Annotated in this window: 22 protein-coding genes; 10 read left to right on the forward strand and 12 right to left on the reverse strand. The window is 58.7% G+C overall.

What is annotated here, in order from left to right:
* Positions 1–110 precede the first annotated feature (110 nt).
* From RGM3321_RS01045 to RGM3321_RS01065, 5 genes are all read left to right on the forward strand, one after another.
* Entirely contained in the window at positions 111–629 is a 519-nt protein-coding gene (locus RGM3321_RS01045; protein WP_244391194.1) for an RNA polymerase sigma factor, read from the forward strand.
* A complete protein-coding gene (locus RGM3321_RS01050) occupies positions 626–1609 on the forward strand; it encodes a FecR family protein (RefSeq protein WP_244391195.1) in 984 nt (327 codons plus the stop codon). The genes RGM3321_RS01045 and RGM3321_RS01050 overlap by 4 nt, the downstream gene beginning before the upstream one ends.
* A gap of 121 nt (positions 1610–1730) precedes the next feature.
* The gene (locus tag RGM3321_RS01055) at positions 1731–2864 is read left to right on the forward strand and encodes a PepSY-associated TM helix domain-containing protein (protein WP_244391196.1); all 1134 of its coding nucleotides are present in this window, start codon (positions 1731–1733) and stop codon (positions 2862–2864) included.
* Entirely contained in the window at positions 2861–3040 is a 180-nt protein-coding gene (locus RGM3321_RS01060) for a hypothetical protein (RefSeq protein ID WP_244391197.1), read from the forward strand. Before RGM3321_RS01055 ends, RGM3321_RS01060 begins: the two co-directional genes overlap by 4 nt.
* A gap of 69 nt (positions 3041–3109) precedes the next feature.
* Positions 3110–3739, forward strand: coding sequence for a glutathione S-transferase family protein (locus tag RGM3321_RS01065; protein ID WP_244391198.1), 630 nt, complete (start codon positions 3110–3112; stop codon positions 3737–3739).
* 56 nt (positions 3740–3795) lie between these two features.
* Here the strand turns inward: RGM3321_RS01065 and RGM3321_RS01070 are convergent, their stop codons facing one another.
* Entirely contained in the window at positions 3796–4299 is a 504-nt protein-coding gene (locus tag RGM3321_RS01070) for an ATP-dependent zinc protease (RefSeq protein WP_244391199.1), read from the reverse strand.
* A gap of 193 nt (positions 4300–4492) precedes the next feature.
* Between RGM3321_RS01070 and RGM3321_RS01075 the strand changes: the two genes are divergently transcribed.
* The gene (locus RGM3321_RS01075; RefSeq protein ID WP_244391200.1) at positions 4493–5386 is read left to right on the forward strand and encodes an acyltransferase; all 894 of its coding nucleotides are present in this window, start codon (positions 4493–4495) and stop codon (positions 5384–5386) included.
* An 80-nt stretch (positions 5387–5466) separates the two neighbouring features.
* Positions 5467–6531 (forward strand): RHS repeat-associated core domain-containing protein, encoded by a 1065-nt coding sequence (locus RGM3321_RS01080; RefSeq protein WP_244391201.1) that lies wholly within the window; start codon positions 5467–5469, stop codon positions 6529–6531.
* Here RGM3321_RS01080 and RGM3321_RS01085 read toward each other — a convergent pair.
* Positions 6511–7074, reverse strand: a complete 564-nt coding sequence (locus RGM3321_RS01085; protein WP_244391202.1) for a DUF2780 domain-containing protein — start codon at positions 7072–7074, stop codon at positions 6511–6513. The two genes, RGM3321_RS01080 and RGM3321_RS01085, sit on opposite strands and share 21 nt — an antisense overlap.
* 230 nt (positions 7075–7304) lie before the next feature.
* Between RGM3321_RS01085 and RGM3321_RS01090 the strand changes: the two genes are divergently transcribed.
* Positions 7305–8312, forward strand: coding sequence for an RHS repeat-associated core domain-containing protein (locus RGM3321_RS01090; RefSeq protein ID WP_244391203.1), 1008 nt, complete (start codon positions 7305–7307; stop codon positions 8310–8312).
* 66 nt (positions 8313–8378) lie between these two features.
* Here RGM3321_RS01090 and fdhA read toward each other — a convergent pair whose 3' ends face one another.
* From fdhA to RGM3321_RS01140, 10 genes are all read right to left on the reverse strand, one after another.
* Positions 8379–9578, reverse strand: a complete 1200-nt coding sequence (gene fdhA, locus RGM3321_RS01095) for a formaldehyde dehydrogenase, glutathione-independent (protein ID WP_244391204.1) — start codon at positions 9576–9578, stop codon at positions 8379–8381.
* Between the two features lie 49 nt (positions 9579–9627).
* Positions 9628–10485 carry a formyltetrahydrofolate deformylase gene (gene purU, locus RGM3321_RS01100; RefSeq protein WP_244391205.1) on the reverse strand — a complete coding sequence of 286 codons (858 nt, stop codon included), beginning with the start codon at positions 10483–10485 and terminating at the stop codon, positions 9628–9630.
* A gap of 175 nt (positions 10486–10660) precedes the next feature.
* Positions 10661–11293, reverse strand: coding sequence for a sarcosine oxidase subunit gamma family protein (soxG, locus tag RGM3321_RS01105; protein ID WP_244391206.1), 633 nt, complete (start codon positions 11291–11293; stop codon positions 10661–10663).
* A gap of 50 nt (positions 11294–11343) precedes the next feature.
* Positions 11344–14364 carry a sarcosine oxidase subunit alpha gene (locus RGM3321_RS01110; protein WP_244391207.1) on the reverse strand — a complete coding sequence of 1007 codons (3021 nt, stop codon included), beginning with the start codon at positions 14362–14364 and terminating at the stop codon, positions 11344–11346.
* On the reverse strand, positions 14361–14657 hold the full coding sequence (locus RGM3321_RS01115; protein WP_244391208.1) for a sarcosine oxidase subunit delta: 297 nt from the start codon (positions 14655–14657) through the stop codon (positions 14361–14363). The genes RGM3321_RS01110 and RGM3321_RS01115 overlap by 4 nt, the downstream gene beginning before the upstream one ends.
* Positions 14658–14672: 15 nt before the next feature.
* Positions 14673–15923, reverse strand: coding sequence for a sarcosine oxidase subunit beta family protein (locus RGM3321_RS01120; protein ID WP_244391209.1), 1251 nt, complete (start codon positions 15921–15923; stop codon positions 14673–14675).
* Between the two features lie 17 nt (positions 15924–15940).
* On the reverse strand, positions 15941–17194 hold the full coding sequence (gene glyA, locus RGM3321_RS01125; protein ID WP_244391210.1) for a serine hydroxymethyltransferase: 1254 nt from the start codon (positions 17192–17194) through the stop codon (positions 15941–15943).
* Positions 17195–17463: 269 nt separating this feature from the next.
* The gene (choV, locus tag RGM3321_RS01130) at positions 17464–18642 is read right to left on the reverse strand and encodes a choline ABC transporter ATP-binding protein (RefSeq protein WP_244391211.1); all 1179 of its coding nucleotides are present in this window, start codon (positions 18640–18642) and stop codon (positions 17464–17466) included.
* Complete coding sequence (gene choW / locus RGM3321_RS01135; protein ID WP_170846044.1) at positions 18639–19487, reverse strand: choline ABC transporter permease subunit; 849 nt, start codon at positions 19485–19487, stop codon at positions 18639–18641. Before choW ends, choV begins: the two co-directional genes overlap by 4 nt.
* 64 nt (positions 19488–19551) lie before the next feature.
* On the reverse strand, positions 19552–20499 hold the full coding sequence (locus tag RGM3321_RS01140; protein WP_244391212.1) for a choline ABC transporter substrate-binding protein: 948 nt from the start codon (positions 20497–20499) through the stop codon (positions 19552–19554).
* A gap of 781 nt (positions 20500–21280) precedes the next feature.
* Here RGM3321_RS01140 and RGM3321_RS01145 point away from each other — a divergent pair.
* Positions 21281–22384, forward strand: a complete 1104-nt coding sequence (locus tag RGM3321_RS01145; RefSeq protein ID WP_002555597.1) for a GlxA family transcriptional regulator — start codon at positions 21281–21283, stop codon at positions 22382–22384.
* 126 nt (positions 22385–22510) lie between these two features.
* Positions 22511–22969, forward strand: coding sequence for a transposase (locus RGM3321_RS01150; RefSeq protein ID WP_244391213.1), 459 nt, complete (start codon positions 22511–22513; stop codon positions 22967–22969).
* The last annotated feature ends 257 nt before the right edge of the window (positions 22970–23226 follow it).

Genomic DNA, 23226 nt, shown 5'->3' on the forward strand with positions numbered 1-23226 from the left:
CAACTCGATTCAGACCCTCCTCCCGACAGACGCGAATTGCCACCATCCCTCCGCTCTGCCACAATCGCGAATGATTCTCTTTAGTTAGATCTTTCTCATCGAGGCTATTCGTGTCGTCAGTCCCAAGCACTCATAGCGAGATTGTTGGCGCGCTGTATCGCGATCATCGTGGTTGGCTGCTGACCTGGCTCAGACGCAATGTCGCCTGTCCACAGCGTGCTCAGGATTTGAGCCAGGACACGTTCGTGCGTTTGCTCGGCCGTCAGGAATTGCTGACGCCCAGAGAGCCGCGAGCTTTTCTGGCGGCCGTTGCCAAGGGACTGATGTTCGACTACTTCCGCCGCGCTGCGCTGGAGCAGGCTTATCTCGTGGAGTTGATGCAGATTCCCGAGGCCGAGCAGCCTTCGCCGGAAGAGCAGTTGCTGATTCTGGAAGATCTCAAAGCGATCGACCGCATGCTGGGCAGTCTCTCCAGCAAAGCACGGGCAGCCTTTCTGTACAGTCGCCTCGACGGGCTGAGCCACGGCGAAATTGCCGAGCGGCTGGGCGTCTCGGTTTCACGCGTCAGGCAATACCTGGCTCAAGCCATGCGTCAGTGCTATGTGGCGCTCTACGGTGAGCCGACATGAACACCAGGCCGGTATCCGCCCGCGTACTTGATGCCGCTATCCAATGGCAATTGAACATGGATGGCAGCAGCGGCAATGACGCTGAACTTGCTCGCTGGCTGGCCGCCGACGAAGAGCATGCCAGGGCCTGGAGCCAGTTGGGCATGGTCAATCAGCGTTTTGCCTTGCCAGCAGGTCCGGCGCGCAAGGCATTGCAGCAATCGCCCTGTGCCCAGCGGCATAGCTTGCGCAAGCTCGGTGGCGGTCTGGCCGGGGTGTTCATGGCCTTGGGTCTGGCATTGTTCGTCGGTGACCGCTACCTGCCAATAGATTACTGGCTTGCCGACCAGCGCACCGCCACCGGTGAACAGCGAGACGTGCGCCTGGCGGACAACACCCTGATTCGCCTTAACACCCACAGCGCGATTGATGTGCGCTTCGATGCGCAGCAACGTCGGGTGATTCTGCAGGACGGCGAAATACTGGTGCAGACCGGCAATCACGACGATCCGCGCCCTTTCATTGTCGAAACTGCGGATGGCAAAATGCGCGCCCTGGGTACGCGCTTTCTGGTCCGGCGCGAGTCAGACGGAACGTTGCTCAGCGTGCTGCAATCGGCGGTTGCCGCCAATGCACGCAATGTGTCCGGTGAACAGGTTCTGCGCGAAGGCCAGCAGGTTCTCCTCACGCGCAATGGCCTTGGCCCGCTGCTCAGCATGCCTTCCGGCGTCGACGCCTGGACGCGCGGCATGCTGGTGGTGGACAACGCGCGGCTGGCGGACATGCTCGCTGAACTGGGTCGTTACCGTACAGGGCATCTGGGTGTCGACTCGACGGTGGCTGATCTGCGTATTACCGGCACATTCCCGCTGACCGACACTGACCTGGCGCTCAAGGCGTTGTTGCCGACCTTGCCCGTGCAAATCGAACAGCACACTGCGTGGTGGGTCACTGTGCTGGCCAGGGGTGAGCAGGCCAGCAGCAATCCGGCAAAACTCTGAAACATACCTCTGCATGCCTGCACCGGATCGCCCTGACACTTTTCCGGTTTCGAGCGGCTTAGTCTTACAAGTCATTTTGGGGGCGCACTCGTTTTTGCGTCCCTTCGCCTGTGGATAAACCATGAAAAGCCAAACCGTGCGCCGCTGGTCCATCGTGCATACCTGGAGCAGCCTGATGTGCACCCTGTTTTTGTTGATGCTCGCGGTTACAGGCCTGCCGTTGATCTTTCATCATGAAATAGATCACCTGCTGGGCGACGCGCCGCACTACAAGGAGATGCCTGCCGACACGCCGCATCTGGACCTGGAGCAACTGGCCAGGGCTGCCGAAACGCATCGCCCCGGCGAGGTGATGCAGTATTTCGGCTGGGACGACGAAGACCCCAATGGCGTGATGGCAATCACCGCAGCAACCGCAGGCACCGAGCCAAACTCATCGCATACCTTCGCCCTTGATGCTCGCACCGGTGAAGCGCTGGAAATGCCTTCTGCCAATGGCGGTTTCATGATGGTCATGCTGCGCCTGCACGTCGACATGTACGCCAACCTGCCCGGCAAGCTGTTGCTGGCCTTTATGGGGTTGTTGTTTGTAGTGGCGATCGTTTCCGGGACCGTGCTGTACTCGCCGTTCATGCGCAAGCTGGAGTTCGGTCAGGTGCGGGCCAACAAATCAACGCGTACCCGCTGGCTGGACCTGCATAACCTGATCGGTGTGGTGACGTTGACCTGGGCGCTGGTGGTGGGCGTGACGGGGGTGATCAGTGCCTGTGCCGACCTGCTGATTGCCTCTTGGCGCAATGATGCGCTGGCAACCATGATCGCCCCTTACAAGGACGCGCCGCCATTGACCCAGCGCGCCCCGGCGACTCGATTGCTGGAAATTGCCGAATCCGCTGCGCCCGGCATGCAGGCCGATTTCATCGCTTTCCCCGGCACGCGCTTCTCCAGCGAGCATCATTACGCGGTGTTCCTCAAAGGCAATACACACCTGACTGCGCACCTCGCCACACCGGTGCTGATCGACGCGCAGACCCTGCAAGTCACCGCCGTGGTCGAACGTCCCTGGTACATGGATGCACTGGGTATGTCGCAGCCTCTGCATTTCGGTGATTACGGCGGCATGCCGATGAAGATTCTCTGGGCGGTACTGGATGTGCTGACCATCATTGTGCTCGGCAGCGGGGTCTACCTGTGGTGGGTGAGACGGCGTGCAGCCCGTTCGGTGAATGTTGTTCAAGCGCAGATTGCGCAATGAGCGCGAAGCCGTCCCGCTTCTGGAAAGCGTTCGCCATTCCGGGCGTGATCGCCTTGCTCATCGCTGTGGGCCTGTTCGCCGCATTGTTGGGGGACGGCTGGTGGGATACGCTGGCGTGGCTGGGCATGGGCACGGCTGCCATGTTGAGTATCAGGGGCTTGCTGGTGCGGCGCTGACGCGAATGCTGATTGCAGACCTGCTATCCGCTGACTAGTCTATGGGGCTGTCCCATTCGAGGAACACCCATGTCAGCGCCCACAATGACGTTGTATTTCAACGCCGCCTCGCCCTTTGCCCGCAAGGTGGTGGTGATGCTTCATGAAACCGCTCAGCTCGACCGGGTGCAGATGCAGCCAACCGTGCTGACGCCAGTCAGCCCGTCTGCGCAACTCAATGATGACAACCCGGCAGGCAAGCTGCCGGCGTTGTGTCTGGCCAATGGCAATGTGATCCACGACAGCCGCGTCATCCTTGATTACCTCGACCACCAGCACGTCGGCCTGCCGCTGATCCCTCGTGAAGGTTCTTCGCGCTGGAGACGCCTGACACTCGCCTCGCTGGCCGATGCGGTGCTCGACGCTGCGGTGCTGATTCGCTACGAAACCGCGCTGCGCCCGCAGGAAAAACACTGGGATCAATGGCTGCATAACCAGCAGCAGAAAATCGAGCGTTCCCTGAGTTACTTTGAGCGGGATGCAATCACCGAACTCAGCTCATTGTTCGACGTAGCCTCCATCAGCGTTGCCGTCGCTCTGGGTTATCTCGACTTCCGCCAGCCCGACCTGCGCTGGCGCAACACCTATCCGAGGCTGGCCAACTGGTATCTGGAAGTCAGCGAGCGGCCGTCGATGCTGGCGACACAACCAACGGCTTGAGTCATGACTATCGTACCCACGAAGCGTGAGCACGATAGTTGAGGACGATAGGCGTCTCAGCAGTCAGGCTCGTCAGCGGTATAGCGGCGTGCCGGATTAACCGCGGCGTCGAACTCGCGCAAGGCCTTCGCGCCGATCAGTAGCGGGAAGTTGAAATGGCTGCGGTCGACCAGGTTGACTTCGACCGTACGCTTCTTGTTTCCCAGGCACAGCTCCAGGTCTACAACAGGACGCTTGGCAGGGTTGACGCCTTCGTCGTCTTCATCATCACCTTCTGCGCGCCCTTTGATCTTGCTGATCCGCGACACCTTATGCTCATACACCTTGTTGTCGGCGCCTTTGGTTGCCAGACGGAATCGCACCCAGTCATCGCCATCACGCTGGAACAGCTCGATGTCCTTGGCCGACAGCGAAGCAGTCAGTGCGCCGGTGTCCATCTTGGCCTTGAAAGTCTGGTCTACGTCCAGAACCTTGATGTTCTCGTAGCGGCCATAAAGCGTCGGTTCAGCAGCCATGACCGGCATGGCCAGCAAAGACAATAGCGCCAGGATCGGTTTCACGTGAGAGGTTCCTCGCAATAGTCAGCGCCTGATTGGCGCCCGTTTTTAGACAGCGAACCTGCAGTAGGTTCGTCAGGATAAATATGACGTCAGCATAAAGGCCGAGACGTGAAACATTTGTAAGCACCTGTGTAATTGGCGTAAAACGCCTGGGTCTTTATTATTGCCGCCCCTGAACCTTCAAGAGTCCGTCATGCGCCGTCTGTTCACCGGCTGTTTTGTTGCCCTGCTGTTACTGATAAATACGCTGGTGCTTATCGGTCCGCTATTGATTTTTGCGCTGCTCAAGCTGCTGTTCAGAGGCCGTATGCGCGATCGCTGTTCGGCTGCGGTGATGTGGATCGCCGAAACCTGGGCCGAGATCGACAAGGTCATCTTTGCCACCTGTATACCGACACAGTGGGACATTCGTGGCGATGAGGGGTTGCGCAGTGATACTTCGTATCTGGTCATCAGCAATCATCAGTCGTGGGTGGATATTCCCGCGCTGGTCCAGGCACTCAACCGGCGCACACCCTTCTTCAAGTTTTTCCTGAAAAAAGAACTGATCTGGGTGCCCCTGCTGGGCTTGGCGTGGTGGGGGCTGGATTACCCGTTCATGAAGCGCTACAGCAAGGCGTTCCTGGCGAAACATCCTCAGCTCAAGGGCAAGGACCTGGAAATCACCAAGGCCGCCTGTGAACTGTTCAAGTGCCAGCCGGTGACCATCGTCAACTACCTGGAAGGCACGCGTTTCACCGCGGCCAAACATGCGGATCAGGGCTCGCCTTATACCCATCTGCTCAAACCCAAGGCCGGCGGCGTTGCTTTCGTGCTGGCGGCGATGGGCGAACAACTCGATGCCATTCTGGACGTCACGGTCGTGTATCCCGATTCAGGCATTCCCGGTTTCTGGGACATGCTCTGCGGCCGGGTTTCCAAAGTGATCGTCGACATCCGGACCCGCGAGCTGGACCCGGCGCTGTGGCAGGGCGATTACGAAAACGATCCTGTATTTCGCGAGAAAGTGCAGGGTTGGGTCAATCAGCTCTGGGACGAAAAGGATGCGCGTATTGCGGCGTTGCGGCTGGAGTTGCCTGGGCACTGACAGTTCTGACAGTTCTGACAGGTAGACGAGGCGAAACTGGCGGATGAGACTGGCCTTTAATGTTGCCGGAATCCGCTCTCATGTCATCGCCCGATGTTTCGCTGATTGGCTTATACCGTTACGATGGACTGGACCGACTGGCAAGCATAGCGCCAGCGGGGCAGGAGGTCGTCAGGCGTTTCTATCGAAATAGCCGCCTGACCACATCAATACAGGGGACTTCCCACCATTCTGTCGTTCAGACAGAGGGGCTTTTACTGGCGTTGCGCCGTGTGGAATCTGATCAGGTCCTGTTCGATCTGCTTGCGACAGATCAAGCCAACTCGGTGCTGCACAGCCTTGATGCCATGCGCAATCAGGCGTTTGTCTACAGCCCTTATGGCCTGCGATCCCTGCAAACATCCGCACTGAGCGTACCTGGTTTTACAGGGCAGACGATTGATCCGATCACTGGATATTACTTGCTGGGCAATGGACTTCGCGCATTCAACCCGACGCTGATGCGCTTTAACAGCCCGGATACGCTGAGCCCGTTTGGTGAGGGCGGACTTAACAGTTATGCCTATTGTGGAGGCGATCCTGTTAACTACATTGATCCCACAGGACAACTCCCCAAATTCGTGCTGACAATCTTGGTCAATCGAGGTGGGACGCTCTTGAGAAGGGCCAATGAACAGTTTGACGACGGCTTCTGGCAGACTATCCATAAAGGGTTAGTACCTAAAATTACGTCGCCCAAGCCTTTGGAAGGCTACAGAAAGCAGCTTGACGATGCCCTTGAAACATTCAATGGAAGCCAGTCTCCTTTTATCAAGAATCTCCGCCAGGTGAATCGTAATTTTGCCAGCCATGGAGATACGCGCCTTAGCGCTGATCAAGCCAGACATTATGCGGAGTTGGCTCGGCAAGTTGATTCAGGAGTCAAAAGTGACACGACAGCGTTCATGCAGGCTGCCATGAGCTGGGGGCGACATATACCCAAGCAGGGCGGCATCGCCGCCGTGGTTGGAATACTCTTCAATTCTGGCGGTATGCTGATTTCGGGAGCTCTGCAAAAAACAACGTATAAGACCGGTAAAGTATTGACCGAGCCCAGGAACCTGGCCGCCGGCATCAGGTCCGGTTCAGCTCCCGGCACCCCATAACCCACTCAAACTCTGCAACGCCGAACCACTGGCACCTTGCTGCCCCAGGTATTGCAGAATCAGCGGGGCAAACTGGCTGACCATTGTGCTGTCCATGCCCAGTGCCTTGAAGGCGTTATTCACATCACCCATGCTCTGCACGTTGCCCAGTGCGCTGTTGAGCATCGAGTTATCACCGGATTTGCCACCGAGCAGGCTGCCCAGTCCGTTTGCGCCTCCCAGGCTGTCCAGTGCGGAGGTGCCGGACATCTGCTCCAGGCCGGGAACCGATTTGGCCAGTTGTGAGTAATCAGTGCTGGTCAGTTTATTTTTCGCCAGCCCGAGCAATGCGCCTGTTCCGCCAACGGCTTGTTCAGGTGTGACATTGAGCTGGGTGCCAAGGGTATTAAGCAGCCCTGCGACTTCAGGGGCCGCCGTGGCTTTCTGATTGCCACTCGTGGCATTGGAAACCGCATTTGCGGCGTCATTCAGATTGAAGGCAAACACCGGGCTTGCAGCCAGTGCCATCAACGTTGCCAAAGCCATACCGCGTGCAGTCTTCATTGCGTCACCTTTATCAAACCTGAACCGTCCATGAGTGGGCGGTAAAGCTGACGGTTTGACTGTGAGCAACAGATGCTTGTTCCCGGGATGCTGAGGACAGGCAGTTATTTCATTTGTCGGAATCGGTTCTGGCAGACGAGGTGGGCTCCCTAGCATTTCTGCTAGCTGTGCAGCACGAGATCACACGCCCATAATTATGGTTCTGTCATTGACTCCCTCGGGTGATGTTCATGTCGTCGGCCGACCCTTTAGTTCTCTGCACTTACCATTACGACGCAACGGATCGCTTGGCCGACTGCTCGCCTGCGGGGCAGGATAGCACCCGGCTTTTTTATCAGAAGACTCACCTGGCTACTCAGATTCAAGGGCAGATACAACACACGCTTATGCGCACGGATGAGCATTTGCTGGCGCAACGGCATACGGAAAACAACCAGAGCGACTGTGCTTTGCTGGCGACGGATCAACAGCAGTCTGTGATTGCGGCTCAGGGGTCGGCGTTTGCTTATACGCCTTACGGCCATCGTCATCCTTCAGCGGGTCCGATGAACCTGCCTGGCTACGCTGGCCAGAGGCTTGACCCGGTTACAGGGCACTATTTGCTAGGGAATGGGTATCGGGCGTTTAACCCGGTGTTGATGAGGTTCAATAGCCCCGATAGCTTGAGCCCGTTTGGTGAGGGTGGGATGAATGCGTATGGGTACTGTGAGGGGGATCCGGTTAATTGGGTTGACTTGACAGGGAGGACACCAGCCTTGGTGAAGGGACTTTTAAGAGCTTTTAAAGTAATGAAGCCTTCCCGGCGTTTATCGACGGAGGTTGTGACTAGTATTCCTATGCGCGGTCGTGATGGAATGGGCTTAAGTGCGAGTGCGCCACAGTTAAGTCACTCTGTAACGGTGCAAAAAGTTAAGGCAGTGAGTGTGTCTGCAAAAAAATTGAATAAACAGGCGGGTCTTAACTATAGAGAGGCTGCGAAAGCGTTTAAGGCCAATGACACGCTTTATAAAAAGTATGTCGAAGGGGCTAAAAAATTGAAAAAAGACGTAAGCATTGCATCAAGTTTGTACGATGATGATCATCTTGCTTATGACTATGATCTGGTTCAACTATACAGCGAGTCGCAAAAAAAACTCGCTAACTCTATTCAGAATCTATCGACACCACCCTCTTACAAATTAGCCCCCAAAATTGCTAATGCTGAAAAAGAGTTGAGATTAATACGCCAGCAGATGTGAGAGAGCATTCCCCACTCTTGAATCTGCTGACGTAATTAGTCAATAAACCCATTTGCTGTTAGATGCCTACACAGCACCAAACAACCCATGCGGATCAATCACAAACTTCTTCGGCACGCCCGCATCAAACTCGCCATACCCCCGCGGAGCATCATCCAGACTGATCACTTCGACACCGACCACGTCGGCGATCTTGATGCGGTCCCACATGATGGCCTGCATCAGCTGGCGGTTGTATTTCATGACCGGGGTCTGGCCGGTATGGAAGCTGTGGGATTTGGCCCAGCCGAGGCCGAAGCGGATGCTCAGGCTGCCCATTTTTGCGGCGGCGTCCACGGCTCCCGGGTCTTCGGTGACGTACAGGCCGGGGATGCCGATTTTGCCTGCGACGCGCACTACGCCCATCAACGAGTTGAGAACGGTGGCGGGTGCTTCGGCCTGAGCGCCAGCATGGCCGTGACCGCGTGCTTCGAAGCCTACGGCGTCGATGGCGCAATCCACTTCAGGTTCGCCGAGCAGGGCAGCGATCTGCTCGTGCAGTGGTGTGTCCAGGGACAGGTCAGCAATTTCGAAGCCCTGGGCCTTGGCGTGGACCAGTCGTTTCGGGTTGACGTCGCCGACGATTACCACCGCAGCGCCCAGCAAGCGTGCTGACGCCGCCGCAGCCAGGCCGACCGGGCCTGCGCCTGCAACGTAGACTGTGCTGCCCGGACCCACCCCGGCAGTCACTGCACCGTGGTATCCGGTGGGCAGGATGTCGGAGAGGCAGGTCAGGTCGCGGATTTTTTCCATCGCCGCATCGCGGTCCGGAAGTTTGAGCAGGTTGAAGTCGGCGTAAGGCACCAGCACGTATTCAGCCTGGCCGCCGACCCAGTCGCCCATATCGACATAACCGTAGGCCCCACCGGGGCGGGCCGGGTTGACCGTCAGGCAGACGCCGGTATTTTGCTCCTTGCAACTGCGGCAACGACCGCACGCCACGTTGAACGGTACGGAGACCAGATCACCGACTTTGAGGTGTTCAACGTCGCGACCGGCTTCCAGCACTTCGCCGGTGATTTCATGACCGAGTACCAGCCCGGTCTGCGCCGTGGTGCGGCCGCGTACCATGTGCTGGTCCGAGCCGCAGATATTGGTGGAGACCACGCGCAGAATCACGCCGTGTTCGATGCGCTTGCCGCGTGGATCTTCCATTTTCGGGAAAGGAATTGATTGCACTTCGACCTTGCCAGCGCCGAGATACACTACACCGCGATTACCAGACATACATGTCACCTCGCTTTTATTGTGGTGGAGCAGAGAGAAGCAGTTGCAGCTATAAAACCACCGTTCTGTTGGCGTTGAGGAACACCCGCCGTTCGATGTGATAACCCACCGCGCGGGCCAGTGTCAGCCCTTCGATGTCTCGACCTTTGGCAATCAGGTCTTCGGGATAGTGGCTGTGATCAACCACTTCCACGCCTTGAGCAATGATCGGGCCTTCGTCCAGATCGTTGTTGATGTAATGCGCGGTGGCACCCACCAGTTTCACACCCTTGTTGTACGCCTGATGGTAAGGCTTGGCACCCTTGAAACCGGGCAGCAGCGAATGGTGGATGTTGATTGCCTTGCCATCCAGCTTGCGACACAAATCGGGTGACAGGACCTGCATGTAGCGGGCGAGAATCACCAGTTCTGCACCGGACTCTTCGATGACCTGCCAGACTTTGGCTTCCTGCGCAGGCTTGTCGTTCGGGTCCAGAGGGAAATGGTAGTACGCAATGCCGTGCCAGCCAGCCAATGGTTCAAGATCCGGATGATTGGACACCACCGCCACCACGTCCATGGACAGTTGATTGATACGCTGGCGGTATAGCAGGTCATTGAGGCAGTGATCGGCTTTCGAGACCATGATCACTACTTTTGGCCGGTAGTTGGGCGCCGTGAGTTCGAAAATCATGCCGAACGTTTCACCGCGCTCGCTAAGCCCGGCTCTGAACGTCTGCTCGTCGAAAGCCTCGGGCTGACGAAATTCCACACGGATGAAGAAGCGTCCCGAGAGACGGTCATCGAAGGAGTGATGTTCTGTGACGTAGCAACCCTGCTCGAACAGAAAGCGCGTCACTGCGTCTACCGTGCCCAGCATGCTGGGGCAGTCGGCGGTCAAAATCCATGTATCGGGCGCGCGGCTCATTGAATCAATGCTCCAGAGTATTTGTTATCCGCAAATATGACTGACAGTGCCAGCCTGTAGGCTTGGGCAGGACGCAGAGCGTCCGGAACTGTGTTCCCACGCGGAGCGCGGGAACGATAATCCAGGAGTCTTCATTGAGACCGACGCTGCGGTTTCAGCGCCGGTTCCGGGCTCTTCACGCCTGAATGCTCAGCCCGTACTCGGCGCTCGCATCCTGCAACCACAGCCACCAGTAATCCGAGAAGCTGCGGCGGACCAGCAACTCCCAGGTTTCTTCGCCAGTGCGGCGGATCACCAATTGTGATTTGGCGAACACCGTGCCGACGGCCTTGCCCACCGGGAAGTTGTCCGGGTGCACGTCGTAGCTGGTGGACTTCATCAGCACCTGACGTACTTTCGGCCCGGTCAGTTCAAGTATCGACTGGCCGCCGCTGACGTTGACGATGGAGATATGCAGCCCGGTCAGCGCCTCGCGCAGCTTTTGCTCTGCCGCAAACTCTTCGCCACTCGGCACGATCAGCAGCCATTCATCCGGGCCAAGCCATTGCAGTGAGCTTTCGCCGTTGGCCACCAGCATCAGTGCCGCTGGCAGTTCCATGCCCAGCGCCTTGTGCACGCCAGCGGCAAAGGCCTGGTCGTGGGCATCACCGCGAATCGTCAGATGGCCCAACAGCTTTTTCTCGCGCAGGAAAACCCCCGGGCTGGCGCGCCCCTTGCCAATCAGGCTGTCGAGGTTTGCATGGAACAGCGGCGACTCGGCTTTGACGTCGGTGGTCGGGCGCTGCTGGTAAACGTTGGCTGTGCTCATGATTCACCTGCTTGAATTCTGTGTGCTGCGGATGATCGGCTCATCGTGTGCTACTCGACGTTCTGCCGCTCGCCCTTCGGATCGAAGAACACCGAAGAAACGATCTCGGCTTCGATCACGCTGCCATCGGCCAGGGGCGCGAAGACCCGTTCGCCCATACGCGCCAGGCCGCCTTTGACCACGCCCATCGCGAACGAATAGCCCAGCGAGTTGTGCGCGTAACTGGAGGTCACGTGGCCGACCATGCTCATCGGAATCGTCTGTTTGGTGTCGAAGACCAGTTGTGCGCCTTCCGGCAGCCATTTGGCAGGGTCCACCGGCTTGAGGCCGACCAGTTGCTTGCGCTGTTCACGCACGCAGTCTTCGCGATTCATGCCGCGCCAGCCGATCCATGAGAACGGCTTGGTACGGCCGACACACCAGCCCATGTTCAGGTCGTCGGGCGTCATCGAGCCGTCAGTGTCCTGACCGACGATGATAAAACCCTTCTCTGCGCGCAGCACGTGCATGGTCTCGGTGCCGTAAGGCGTCAGGTTGTACTGTTTGCCTGCCTCGGCGATCTTTTCCAGAACGCCCATGGCGTAGTCGGCCTGAATGTTGACCTCGTAGGACAGCTCGCCGGTAAAGGAGATACGGAACACCCGTGCCGGCACGCCTGCGACCAGACCTTCTTTCCAGGTCATGAACGGAAACGCTTCACGGCCCAGGTCGATATCGGTGACCTCACTCAGCAGCTTGCGGCTGTTGGGGCCGGATAGCGTCAGGGTCGCCCAGTGGTCGGTCACTGATGTGAAATACACCTTCAGGTCCGGCCATTCGGTCTGCTGATAGATTTCCAGCCATTGCAGGACGCGTGCAGCGCCGCCTGTGGTGGTGGTCATCAGGAAGTGGTTGTCGGCAAGGCAGGCAGTCACGCCGTCATCGAAGACCATGCCGTCTTCCTTGCACATCAGACCGTAGCGGGCCTTGCCCACGTCCAGTTTGGTCCACGCGTTGGTGTAGATGCGGTTGAGGAATTCGCGGGCATCCGGGCCTTGAATGTCGATCTTGCCCAGCGTCGAAGCGTCCAGCAGGCCGACGCTGTCGCGCACCGCCTTGCATTCGCGAGCGACGGCTGCGGGCAGGTCTTCGCCGTTTTTCGGAAAATACCACGGCCGTTTCCACTGGCCGACGTCTTCGAATTCGGCACCGTTCTTGACGTGCCAGGCGTGCAGCGCAGTGAAACGCACGGGTTCGAAGATGTGTTTGCAATGACGCCCGGCTATCGCGCCGAACGTGACCGGCGTGTAGTTGGGGCGGAACATGGTGGTGCCCATTTCCGGGATTGACACGTTCAGTGAACGGGCGGCGATGGCCAGACCGTTGACGTTGCCCAGCTTGCCCTGATCGGTACCGAAACCCAGCGCGGTGTAGCGTTTTACGTGCTCTACCGACTCGAAACCTTCACGGGTCGCCAGTTCGATGGCGGCAGCGGTCACGTCGTTCTGCAGATCGACGAATTGCTTGGGTGCCCGAGCGGTGCCTTTTTCATGTGGCACCTGAAACAACGCCAGCGTCGGCTCTTCCGCACGGCTGAGGGCTTTGGGCATCACGCCTTCTACAACCTTGAAGCCTGCTTCGCTGGCAGCGCGTACGCCACCTTCAAAACCGTCGGCCAGGCTGTCTGCCAGACTGTAGACACCGTTAACGCCGCCTACGCAAATACGTTTCTGCGGTGCTTCGCCCGGTACAAACCCGAGGATCTCCTCACGCCATACCGGCTTGCCACCCAAGTGCGAGGCCAAGTGCACAATCGGGCTGTAGCCGCCGGAGCTGGCAACCACGTCGCATTCAAGCCATTCGCCGGGGCTGGTGACGGTGTGCGCCTTGACGTCGATGGCGGCGACGCGGGCAGCTGTAACGCGTTTGCTGCCACGCGCTTCAATCACTGCGCTGCCGGTCAGGATGCGAATGCCTTTGGCGCGGGCTTCCTCAACCAGCGGGCCGCGCGGGTTATGCCGTGCATCGGCAATCGCAACCACTTGCAGGCTTGCGTCGAGCCAGTCCAGCGCAACGCGGTAGGCATGGTCGTTGTTGGTGGACAGCACCAGTTTTTTACCCGGCGCTACGCCGTAACGCCGGACATAGGTCGAAACGGCTCCGGCCAGCATGTTGCCCGGCACATCGTTGTTGCCGTAAACCAGCGGGCGTTCGTGAGTACCGGCAGCCAGCACCACACGCTTGGCGCGTACCCGGTGCATGCGTTGGCGAACCATGCCGATGGGCGCGCGATCACCGAGGTGATCGGTCAGACGTTCGTGAATGGTCAGGAAATTGTGATCGTGGTAGCCGTTTACCGTGGCGCGCGGCAGCAATGTCACGTTGCGCAGGCTTTTCAGCTCGGCGACCACCGTAGCCAGCCATTCAGCAGCGGGTTTGCCATCAAGACTTTCACGGCTGTCGAGCAGACTGCCGCCGAACTCTTCCTGTTCATCCGCAACGATCACTCGGGCACCACTGCGGCCCGCAGCCAGCGCGGCGGCCAGACCGGCAGGGCCTGCACCGACGATCAGCACGTCACAGTGCTGGTTCATCGCGTCGTAGCTGTCCGGATCGTTCTCGGTCGGCGAGCGCCCCAAACCCGCTGCCTTGCGGATGTACTTCTCGTAAGTCATCCAGAACGATTGCGGGTACATGAAGGTTTTGTAGTAGAAGCCCGGTGGCATCAGCTTGCCGCCGACCTTGCCCAGAATGCCCATGACGTCGGTGTTAACGCTTGGCCAGCCGTTGGTGCTGGTCGCCACCAGCCCCGAGTACAGGGCTTGCTGGGTGGCACGCACGTTGGGGATTTGCGTCGCTTCGGTCGCGCCGATCTGCAACACGGCGTTTGGCTCTTCCGAACCCGCTGCGAAGATGCCGCGCGGACGTGAGTATTTGAAACTGCGCCCGATGATATCGACGCCGTTGGCCAGCAGGGCAGAGGCCAGCGAGTCGCCTTCAAAGCCCTGATAGGTCTGGCCGTTGAAGGTGAAGTTGAGCACCTTGCTGCGATTGATACGGCCGCCGTTGGGCAGGCGCTGGGTCTGGCTCATACCTTGTCTCCCTGATCCGTGAACTGCGGTTTCGTACCAATCGGATAGGTTTCGAGAATCTCGTAGGTCACGGTATTGCGCGTCATGTTGAAGTACTGGCGGCAACCGGCAGCGTGTATCCACAGTTCGTGATGCAGGCCGCGCGGGTTATCGCGAAAGAACATGTAGTCGCCCCATTGCTCATCGGTGCAGGCACCTGGGTCCAGCGGGCGTAGGATGTGCGCCTGGCCGGACGGATGGAATTCCTCTTCGGAGCGCAGTTCGCCACAGTGAGGACAGAAGATATGCAGCATGGTCGGGTTCTCCTGTTAGTGGGCTACGGCTGCAGCGCCGTGTTCGTCGATGAGCGCGCCGTTGTGGAAACGGTCGATGGAGAACGGTTTGGCCAGCGGGTGCATCTCACCTTTGGCCAGACTTGCGGCAAACACGTTGCCCGAGCCCGGCGTGGCCTTGAAGCCGCCTGTGCCCCAGCCGCAGTTGAAAAACATGTTCGGCACCGGGGTCTTGGAAATGATCGGGCAGGCGTCCGGCGTGGTGTCGACGATGCCGCCCCACTGGCGGTTCATGCGCACACGCGACAGCACCGGAAACATCTCGACGATGGCCTGAATAGTGTGTTCGATCACCGGGTACGAGCCGCGCTGGCCGTAACCGACCCAGCTGTCGATACCGGCTCCGATCACCAGGTCGCCCTTGTCGGACTGACTGATGTAGCCGTGCACGGCGTTGGACATGATGACGCTGTCGATAATCGGCTTGATCGGCTCGGAGACCAGTGCCTGCAACGGATGCGATTCGATGGGCAGACGGAAACCTGCGAGCTTGGCCATGTGCCCGGAGTTACCGGCGGTTACCACGCCGACGCGTTTGGCACCGATGAAACCCTTGTTGGTTTCGACGCCGATGCACACGCCGTTTTCCTTGCGAAAGCCGATGACTTCGGTCTGCTGGATAAGGTCCACGCCCAAGGCGTCGGCGGCACGCGCGAAGCCCCAGGCCACTGCGTCGTGACGAGCTACGCCGCCACGGCGTTGCACGGTTGCGCCAATGATCGGATAGCGGGTGTTTTTCGAGCAGTCCAGGTACGGGATTTCTTCGGCGACCTGCTGGCCGTTGAGCAATTCGCCGTCCACGCCGTTAAGCCGGTTGGCGCTGACGCGGCGCTCGGAGTCGCGCATGTCCTGCAGGGTGTGGCACAAATTGTAGACGCCGCGCTGGGAGAACATGACGTTGTAGTTCAGGTCCTGGGACAGGCCTTCCCACAGTTTCATTGCGTGTTCATAAAGGTGGGCCGACTCGTCCCACAGGTAGTTGGAGCGCACGATGGTGGTGTTGCGTGCGGTGTTGCCACCGCCCAGCCAGCCTTTCTCGACCACGGCCACATTGGTAATGCCGTGCTCCCTGGCCAGATAGTACGCGGTCGCCAGACCATGCCCGCCACCGCCGACGATGACCACGTCGTAGACCTTTTTCGGGGTCGGCGTGCGCCACATGCGCTGCCAGTTTTCATGATGGCTGAGAGAGTGCTTGAGAAGGCCGAAGCCTGAGTAATGCTGCATGTGAGGCTACTCCTGACTCAGCGATAAACCGGGAAATCGGCGCACAGGTTTGCTACCTGGCTGGCGACGTTGGCCTCGACATCGGCATCACCGAGATTATCGAGAATGTCGCAGATCCAGCCCGCCAGCTCGACGCATTGGGTCACCTTGAAGCCGCGGGTGGTGACGGCCGGTGTGCCGATACGCAGGCCCGAGGTCACGAACGGCGACTGCGGGTCGTTGGGCACCGAGTTCTTGTTGACGGTAATGTGCGCACGGCCCAGAGCGGCGTCGGCGTCCTTGCCGGTCAGGCCCTGACGGATCAGGCTGACCAGAAACAGATGGTTGTCGGTGCCGCCTGAAACCACATCGAAGCCGCGGTCGATGAATACCTGCGCCATCGCTTGCGCGTTGTCGATGACCTGCTGTTGATAAGCCTTGAAACCAGGCTCCATCGCTTCCTTGAAGCACACGGCCTTGGCTGCGATAACGTGCATCAGCGGGCCGCCCTGACCGCCGGGGAAAACGGCGGAATTGAATTTCTTCTCCAGCTCTTCGTTGGCCTTGGCGAGAATCAGGCCGCCGCGCGGGCCACGCAGTGTCTTGTGCGTGGTGGTGGTGACCACATCGGCATACGGCAGAGGATTCGGATAGAGACCGGCAGCCACCAGACCTGCAACGTGCGCCATGTCAACGAACAGGTAGGCACCTACCTTGTCGGCGATTTCACGGAAGCGCGGAAAATCCAGCGTCTTCGAATAGGCCGAGAAACCGGCAATGATCATTTTCGGCTGGCATTCGACGGCAATGCGCTCGACTTCGTCGTAATCGATCAGCCCGGTGGTGGTGTCGATGCCGTACTGCACGGCGTTGTAGAGTTTGCCCGAGAAGCTGACCTTGGCACCGTGGGTCAGGTGACCGCCGTGCGCCAGGCTCATGCCCAATACGGTGTCGCCGGCTTGCAGCAACGCCAGATAGACCGCAGCGTTGGCCTGGCTGCCGGAGTGTGGCTGGACGTTGGCGTAATCGGCGCCGAACAGCTGTTTGGCACGCTCGATGGCCAGTTGCTCGACCTTGTCGACGTGCTCGCAGCCGCCGTAGTAGCGCTTGCCGGGATAGCCTTCGGCGTATTTGTTGGTCAGGCCGCTGCCCTGGGCCTGCATCACGCGTTTGCTGGTGTAGTTCTCCGAGGCGATCAGCTCGATATGGTCTTCCTGACGCTGCTCCTCGGCGTTCATCGCCGACAGCAGTGCATCGTCATAACCCTGGATCTGGTCTTGCTTGCTGAACATCGCGAATCTCCCAGCGGCGGCGCTCCGCCTGACTTGTCGTTAGGGCCGAACAGAGCCCTCTGAGAGCGATGGTAGGGCCGGACCGAAGTCGCCAAATGCCTATGGACGCCACACAAAGGTGCGTTTACGACATGGGGGCCAAGGGAACAGAAATAGCAGAAGGGGCGTTGTGCAGTGACGAGGCCGTAAACGAAAAAGCCCGCTCCCGGCTGGATTGATTCCAGCGCAGGGGAGCGGGCTTGTCGGTTTCAGGCGTTAAGGTTCAGGCCTTAGCCGTGGTTTTTGCCCAGCAGCGCGTGATACAACTCGGTATCCCCGAGAATGCCGACCACTTTATTGCCGTCCTGCAGGACCAGCTTGTTACCGGTCTGGTAGCGGATCTGCAATGCGTCGCGCATGCCTATGTTGGAGTGCACCAGGGTAGGGCGACGGTCGAGCGTGCCGACGTCCTGGCCGGGGGTCCAATTCTGCAGATCGAGGGGCGTGCCACCTTGCCGTGCGCCCTTGATCACATTGCCTTCGGCCAGGTCGAGCCATGAGTCGCCGCTCGGGTCCAGGCACACCGAGCCGTTGACGTGTGTGCATTCATCGACCGTGCGCATCAGGCTGCGACCACACAGCACGTTCAGTGGATTGGTGTGCGCAACGAAGGTACGAACGTACTCATCTGCCGGGTTGAGGACGATCTGTTCCGGCACGCTGTACTGAACGATACGGCCATCTTTCATGATCGCGATCCGGCTGCCTAGTTTGAGGGCTTCATCCAAATCGTGGCTGACGAAGACGATGGTTTTGCTCAGCTTGCTTTGCAGGGCCAGCAGTTCGTCCTGCAAACCCTGGCGGATGAGCGGGTCAAGCGCCGAGAACGGTTCGTCCATCAGCAGAATGTCGGCATCCATTGCCAGTGCGCGGGCCAGTCCCACTCGCTGCTGCATGCCGCCAGACAGCTCGTCCGGCTTCTTGTTGCGCCACTGGGTCAGACCCACCAGTTCGAGCTTTTCATCGACCAGCTTGCGTCGCTCCTTTTCCGGGCGACCCTGCATTTCCAGGCCGAAGCTGATGTTCTCGCGTACTGTCAGCCAAGGCATCAGGGCGAACTTCTGAAAGACCATCGCAATGCGTTTGGTGCGCATCATTTTCAGCTCGGCCGCGCTGCAGTTGGCGATGTTGATTTGCGAGCCTTCATGCTCGACGAACAGCGAGCCACGGCTGACGGTATTGAGGCCGTTGATGCAGCGCAACAGGCTGGATTTACCCGAGCCGGACAAGCCCATCAACACGCAGATTTCGCCTTTCTCGATGTCCAGACTGGCGTTCTCGACGCCGACGATCTGCCCGGTTTTCTTCAGAATCTGGTCACGCGTGAGGCCTTCGTCCAGCAGCTTGAGGGCTTCACGCGGGTCCTTGGAGAAGATGACGTCTACCTTGTCGAATTTGATGATACTCATGCGTCGGACCCTACCTTGGCTTCGGGTTGTTTGCAGATACGGTCGAGCATGATGGCCAGCAATACGATTGCCAGACCCGCTTCGAAACCGAGCGCGATATCGGCTGTGTTCAGTGCGTTGACCACAGGTTTACCCAGGCCATCGGCACCGACCAGCGCGGCAATCACCACCATCGACAGCGACAGCATGATGCACTGGGTAATCCCGGCAGCGATGCTGGGCATGGCGTAGGGCAGTTCGATGCGGGTCAGCAGCTGGCGGCGCGATGAGCCGAAGGCCTTGCCTGCGTCCAGCAATTCCTGGGGTACATCGCGGATACCCAGATACGTCAGGCGAATCGGTGCAGCAATGGCGAAGACCACGGTCGAGATCAGGCCGGGCACCACGCCCAGACCGAACAGCGTAAGGGTCGGGATCAGATAGACGAACGTGGGAACAGTCTGCATCAGATCGAGCAATGGCCGGATGATGGTGTAGAACAGCGGCTTGTGCGCGGCAATGATGCCCAGCGGCACGCCGATGACAACACAGACCAATGTGGCGAAAAGCACCTGAGCCAGGGTTTCCATGGTTTCCTGCCAGTAATGCAGGTTAAGGATCAGCAGAAACGAAAGGATGACGAAAACCGTCAGGCCCCACTTGCGCTGGATGAAGTGCGCGAGGGCGGCGATAAGGCCGATCAGTACGAATGGATTGAACCAGGTCAGCGCGAAAGTGAACCCGTGGATCATCATTTCCAGTGTCGAGGCAATCGCGTCGAAGTAGTCGGCGCCGTTGGCCGTCAACCAATCGACAAATGCGGCGATGTACTCGCCCAGAGGGATTTTATGGTCAGTCAGCATGATTTCGGGTGTCCGCTTGCGGAAGGTGAAGAGGGCAGCAGGCGGGTCAGCCCCGCCTGCTGTCGGCTTACTGGGTCAACTTGGCTTTGGCTGCCTCCAGGCCTGGCTTGCCATCGACGGTGGTCACGCCTGCGAGCCAGGTGTCGAGTACTTGCGGGTTTTTCTTGATCCACGCCTTGGCGGCGGCATCAGGCTTCATTTTGTCGTCCAGCACGTTGCCCATCAGGGTGCTTTCCATGTCCAGTGTGAAGGACAGGTTCTTGAGCAACTGACCTACGTTGCTGCATTCCTGACTGTAGCCTTTGCGGGTGTTGGTGTAGATGGTCGCCTGGCCATAGTTGGGGCCAAAGAAGTCATCACCGCCAGTCAGATATTTCATCTTGAAACGCGTGTTCATCGGATGCGGTTCCCAGCCGAGGAACACGACGTCGTTTTTGCGTTTCACGGCGCGGTCAACCTGCGAAAGCATTGCGGCTTCGCTGGACTCTACAACCTTGAAGCCTGCGTCCTTCAGGCCGAAGGCGTTCTTGTCGATCATGCTCTGGATCAGGCGATTGCCATCATTGCCGGGCTCGATGCCGTAGATCTTGCCGCCCAGCTCCTTCTTGAATTTGGCGATGTCGGCGAAGTCATGCAGGCCTTTGTCGTAGAGCGCTTCCGGGACGGCCAGGGTGTACTTGGCGTTTTCCAGGTTGGCACGCACGGTTTCGACGGTCCCGGCTTCGCGGTAAGGCTTGATGTCGTTTTCCATGGTCGGCATCCAGTTGCCGAGGAACACGTCCATGTTCTTGCCGTCGGCCAGCGACTTGTAGGTCACCGGTACGGAAATCATGGTGGTCTTGGTCTTGTAGCCCAGTGACTCGAGTACAGCGCTGGTGACCGCAGTGGTAACGGTGATATCGGTCCAGCCTACGTCGGAGAAGTTGACCGTATGACAGGCCTCTGGCTCGGCTGCCTGAGCAAGCACCGGCATACAGAGCGTAGCGGCCAACAGCAACGATTTGGAACCTTTCATGGGTGGACTCCTGTGAGTTTCTTCTAGTCATCAGCAGGTGAACGCTGACGCGGCTTATGGGTTGGCGAGGCTTTTCGCGAAGCTCCATCACTGCGCCGGGCGATCGAGTCGGAACCGATCATGTAACAGGGAAAATCAAACGCCTACAGGGGGCGTCGTATCCAGTGCAGGAGGCGTCGTATCCAGTGCGCGCAAGGTCGCTTACAGATTCGTTGCATCGTACACACGCCCGGTTGCAGTGTTGGGACTGCTGAAAAACGGCCAGTACGTTACACAGTCGCTGCGCAGGTCGGCAGCGGTCGGTTGGCAGGTCGGTGCCTGCGCGAACGCGGTCTTTTGGAGGGGGGTAACGCCGACAAGTTCATTATCGGGTCAGCGCATGCGGTCGTGACGCCAGGTCTGACCATCACTTTTGATGGCTGCGCGGTTTTTGATCACACGCCTCGGTGGCCGCCACCTTTTAGCGCGAAATCCTGCTGAAGGCCTGATTTTTCAGGGCGTGCCTTGAGTAGCACTTGGGGCACCTTCGGGTCCCATGGCGTTTCCCCGTGTGCTACCGAATTGCTCATCAGGAGTGCGGCCAGCGCGCCTTGGCGTCGCAAACAGACACTCGGGTCGCTGCCGGATAGACACTTCGCGACGTCGTTTTCAGGTGTTATTGAATGGCTGATCAATTTCCGGCATGGGATTTGCGATGTCATTACAAAGCCCATCAATGACGAGGGCTATAAGAAGAGCCTGTCCTGGGGCCAACCAATGCCATATGTGAGGAGATAGTGTGATGACATCGTTCAATCAAGGGGCTCAACCTCAGAACCGCGCGCCACAGTCCATCGGCTTTCTGCTGCTGGATAACTTCACCCTGATCTCCCTCGCATCGGCGGTAGAACCTCTTCGCATGGCTAACCAGCTGTCGGGCCGCGAGCTGTATCGCTGGACCACGCTGAGCGTGGACGGCGGTCAGGTGTGGGCCAGTGATGGTTTGCAGATCACACCGGATGCCGCCATGCACAAGGCCCCGGCACTCGACACCGTAATCGTCTGTGGTGGTGTCGGCATTCAGCGCACCGTGACGCGTGAACACGTGAGCTGGCTGCAGAGTCAGGCGCGTCAGTCACGTCGCCTCGGCGCGGTGTGCACCGGCAGCTGGGCTCTGGCGTGTGCCGGCTTGCTGGATGGCTTCGATTGCAGTGTGCATTGGGAGTGTCTGGCTTCAATGCAGGAAGCCTTTCCTCGCGTGTCGATGAGCACCCGGCTGTTCACCCTGGACCGTAACCGCTTCACCAGTTCGGGTGGCACCGCGCCACTGGATATGATGCTGCACCTGATCAGCCGCGATCATGGTCGTGAATTGTCGGCCGCGATTTCCGAGATGTTCGTCTACGAGCGTATTCGCAATGAACAGGATCATCAGCGCGTGCCGCTCAAGCACATGCTGGGCACCAACCAGCCAAAGCTGCAGGAAATTGTGGCGTTGATGGAGGCCAACCTCGAAGAGCCGATCGACCTTGACGAGCTGGCGGTGTATGTCGCCGTATCACGCAGGCAGCTGGAGCGACTGTTCCAGAAATACCTGCACTGCTCGCCGTCGCGCTACTACCTGAAACTGCGCCTGATCCGCGCCCGGCAACTGCTCAAGCAGACACCGATGTCGATTATCGAAGTGGCGTCGGTATGCGGCTTCGTATCTACGCCACACTTCTCAAAATGCTACCGCGAATACTTCGGAATTCCGCCGCGTGACGAGCGCGTGGGTTCCAACACCGCACAGCAGGTCGCCATGATGCCGATCCCGCAAGCAATGGTGCTCGCCCCGTTGTCCGGGCCGATGTCGGCGTTGAGTCAGGCGCGTAATGAGTCGACGTTTGCGAGTGTGAGGCTGTAATAAAACGTCCGGTTTGCAAATGCTCATGACGAGAAAGCATCTCTCACAGGCTGTAAAACATTCGCTCTGCTCATCGCCCTACAGACGCTAAGGTTCAACGTTGAACCGGTTCTGGAGGGCGATGGAATGCCTCATTGCGCAACGACACGACACCTGCGCAAAGGCAGATACTCGGCAGTTGGTCAGATTTACATGGTCACTTCAGTAACGAAGGGCCGTGTACCTTTGTTCGCCGATATGCAGCTGGGACGGCTGCTCGTACGAGAAATGAAGCGTTGCGAAGAGCAGGGGCTGGTCAAGTCTATGGCATGGGTAGTCATGCCTGACCATCTCCACTGGCTTTTTGAACTCAAGGCCGGTGATTTGCCCAGCTTGATGAAACAATTAAAAGCCCGAAGCTCGATTGCAGTTGGAAAACTGTGTGTCCGTCCTCACGCTTTGTGGCAATCCGGGTACCACGACAGAGCAATCCGCGACGAAGAGGATATTGCGCCGATAGCCCGTTATATCGTGGCCAATCCTTTACGTGCGGGCTTGGTTAAAAAGCTTGGGGATTACCCGCTGTGGGATGCTATCTGGGTTTGAGACACGGGCAGCTTTCGCGAACAAGTTCGCTCCTACGGCCTGCGGCCAGAAGCTGGGGATCACGGTTTGCTTCTGCCCTTAGGGCGTGAGCAGCTTTCGCGAACAAGTTCGCTCCTACGGCCTGCGGCCAGAAGCTGGGGGTCACGGTTTGCTTCTGCCCGAAGGGCGTGGGCAGCTTTCGCGAACAAGTTCGCTCCTACGGCCTGCGGCCAGAAGCTGGGGATCACGGTTTGCTTCTGCCCGAAGGGCGTGAGCAG

The organism is Pseudomonas sp. RGM 3321, assembly GCF_022836805.1.
Classification (GTDB): Bacteria; Pseudomonadota; Gammaproteobacteria; order Pseudomonadales; family Pseudomonadaceae; genus Aquipseudomonas.

Excerpts from the sequence above, each read along its gene's own strand:
- RGM3321_RS01050 (WP_244391195.1), top strand. The coding sequence starts at position 626 with ATGAACACCAGGCCGGTATCCGCCCGCGTACTTGATGCCGCTATCCAA.
- RGM3321_RS01055 (WP_244391196.1), top strand. The coding sequence starts at position 1,731 with ATGAAAAGCCAAACCGTGCGCCGCTGGTCCATCGTGCATACCTGGAGC.
- RGM3321_RS01060 (WP_244391197.1), top strand. The coding sequence starts at position 2,861 with ATGAGCGCGAAGCCGTCCCGCTTCTGGAAAGCGTTCGCCATTCCGGGC.
- RGM3321_RS01065 (WP_244391198.1), top strand. The coding sequence starts at position 3,110 with ATGTCAGCGCCCACAATGACGTTGTATTTCAACGCCGCCTCGCCCTTT.
- RGM3321_RS01075 (WP_244391200.1), top strand. The coding sequence starts at position 4,493 with ATGCGCCGTCTGTTCACCGGCTGTTTTGTTGCCCTGCTGTTACTGATA.
- RGM3321_RS01080 (WP_244391201.1), top strand. The coding sequence starts at position 5,467 with ATGTCATCGCCCGATGTTTCGCTGATTGGCTTATACCGTTACGATGGA.
- RGM3321_RS01085 (WP_244391202.1), bottom strand. The coding sequence starts at position 7,074 with ATGAAGACTGCACGCGGTATGGCTTTGGCAACGTTGATGGCACTGGCT.
- RGM3321_RS01090 (WP_244391203.1), top strand. The coding sequence starts at position 7,305 with ATGTCGTCGGCCGACCCTTTAGTTCTCTGCACTTACCATTACGACGCA.
- fdhA (WP_244391204.1), bottom strand. The coding sequence starts at position 9,578 with ATGTCTGGTAATCGCGGTGTAGTGTATCTCGGCGCTGGCAAGGTCGAA.
- purU (WP_244391205.1), bottom strand. The coding sequence starts at position 10,485 with ATGAGCCGCGCGCCCGATACATGGATTTTGACCGCCGACTGCCCCAGC.
- soxG (WP_244391206.1), bottom strand. The coding sequence starts at position 11,293 with ATGAGCACAGCCAACGTTTACCAGCAGCGCCCGACCACCGACGTCAAA.
- RGM3321_RS01110 (WP_244391207.1), bottom strand. The coding sequence starts at position 14,364 with ATGAGCCAGACCCAGCGCCTGCCCAACGGCGGCCGTATCAATCGCAGC.
- RGM3321_RS01115 (WP_244391208.1), bottom strand. The coding sequence starts at position 14,657 with ATGCTGCATATCTTCTGTCCTCACTGTGGCGAACTGCGCTCCGAAGAG.
- RGM3321_RS01120 (WP_244391209.1), bottom strand. The coding sequence starts at position 15,923 with ATGCAGCATTACTCAGGCTTCGGCCTTCTCAAGCACTCTCTCAGCCAT.
- glyA (WP_244391210.1), bottom strand. The coding sequence starts at position 17,194 with ATGTTCAGCAAGCAAGACCAGATCCAGGGTTATGACGATGCACTGCTG.
- choV (WP_244391211.1), bottom strand. The coding sequence starts at position 18,642 with ATGAGTATCATCAAATTCGACAAGGTAGACGTCATCTTCTCCAAGGAC.
- RGM3321_RS01140 (WP_244391212.1), bottom strand. The coding sequence starts at position 20,499 with ATGAAAGGTTCCAAATCGTTGCTGTTGGCCGCTACGCTCTGTATGCCG.
- RGM3321_RS01145 (WP_002555597.1), top strand. The coding sequence starts at position 21,281 with ATGACATCGTTCAATCAAGGGGCTCAACCTCAGAACCGCGCGCCACAG.
- RGM3321_RS01150 (WP_244391213.1), top strand. The coding sequence starts at position 22,511 with ATGCCTCATTGCGCAACGACACGACACCTGCGCAAAGGCAGATACTCG.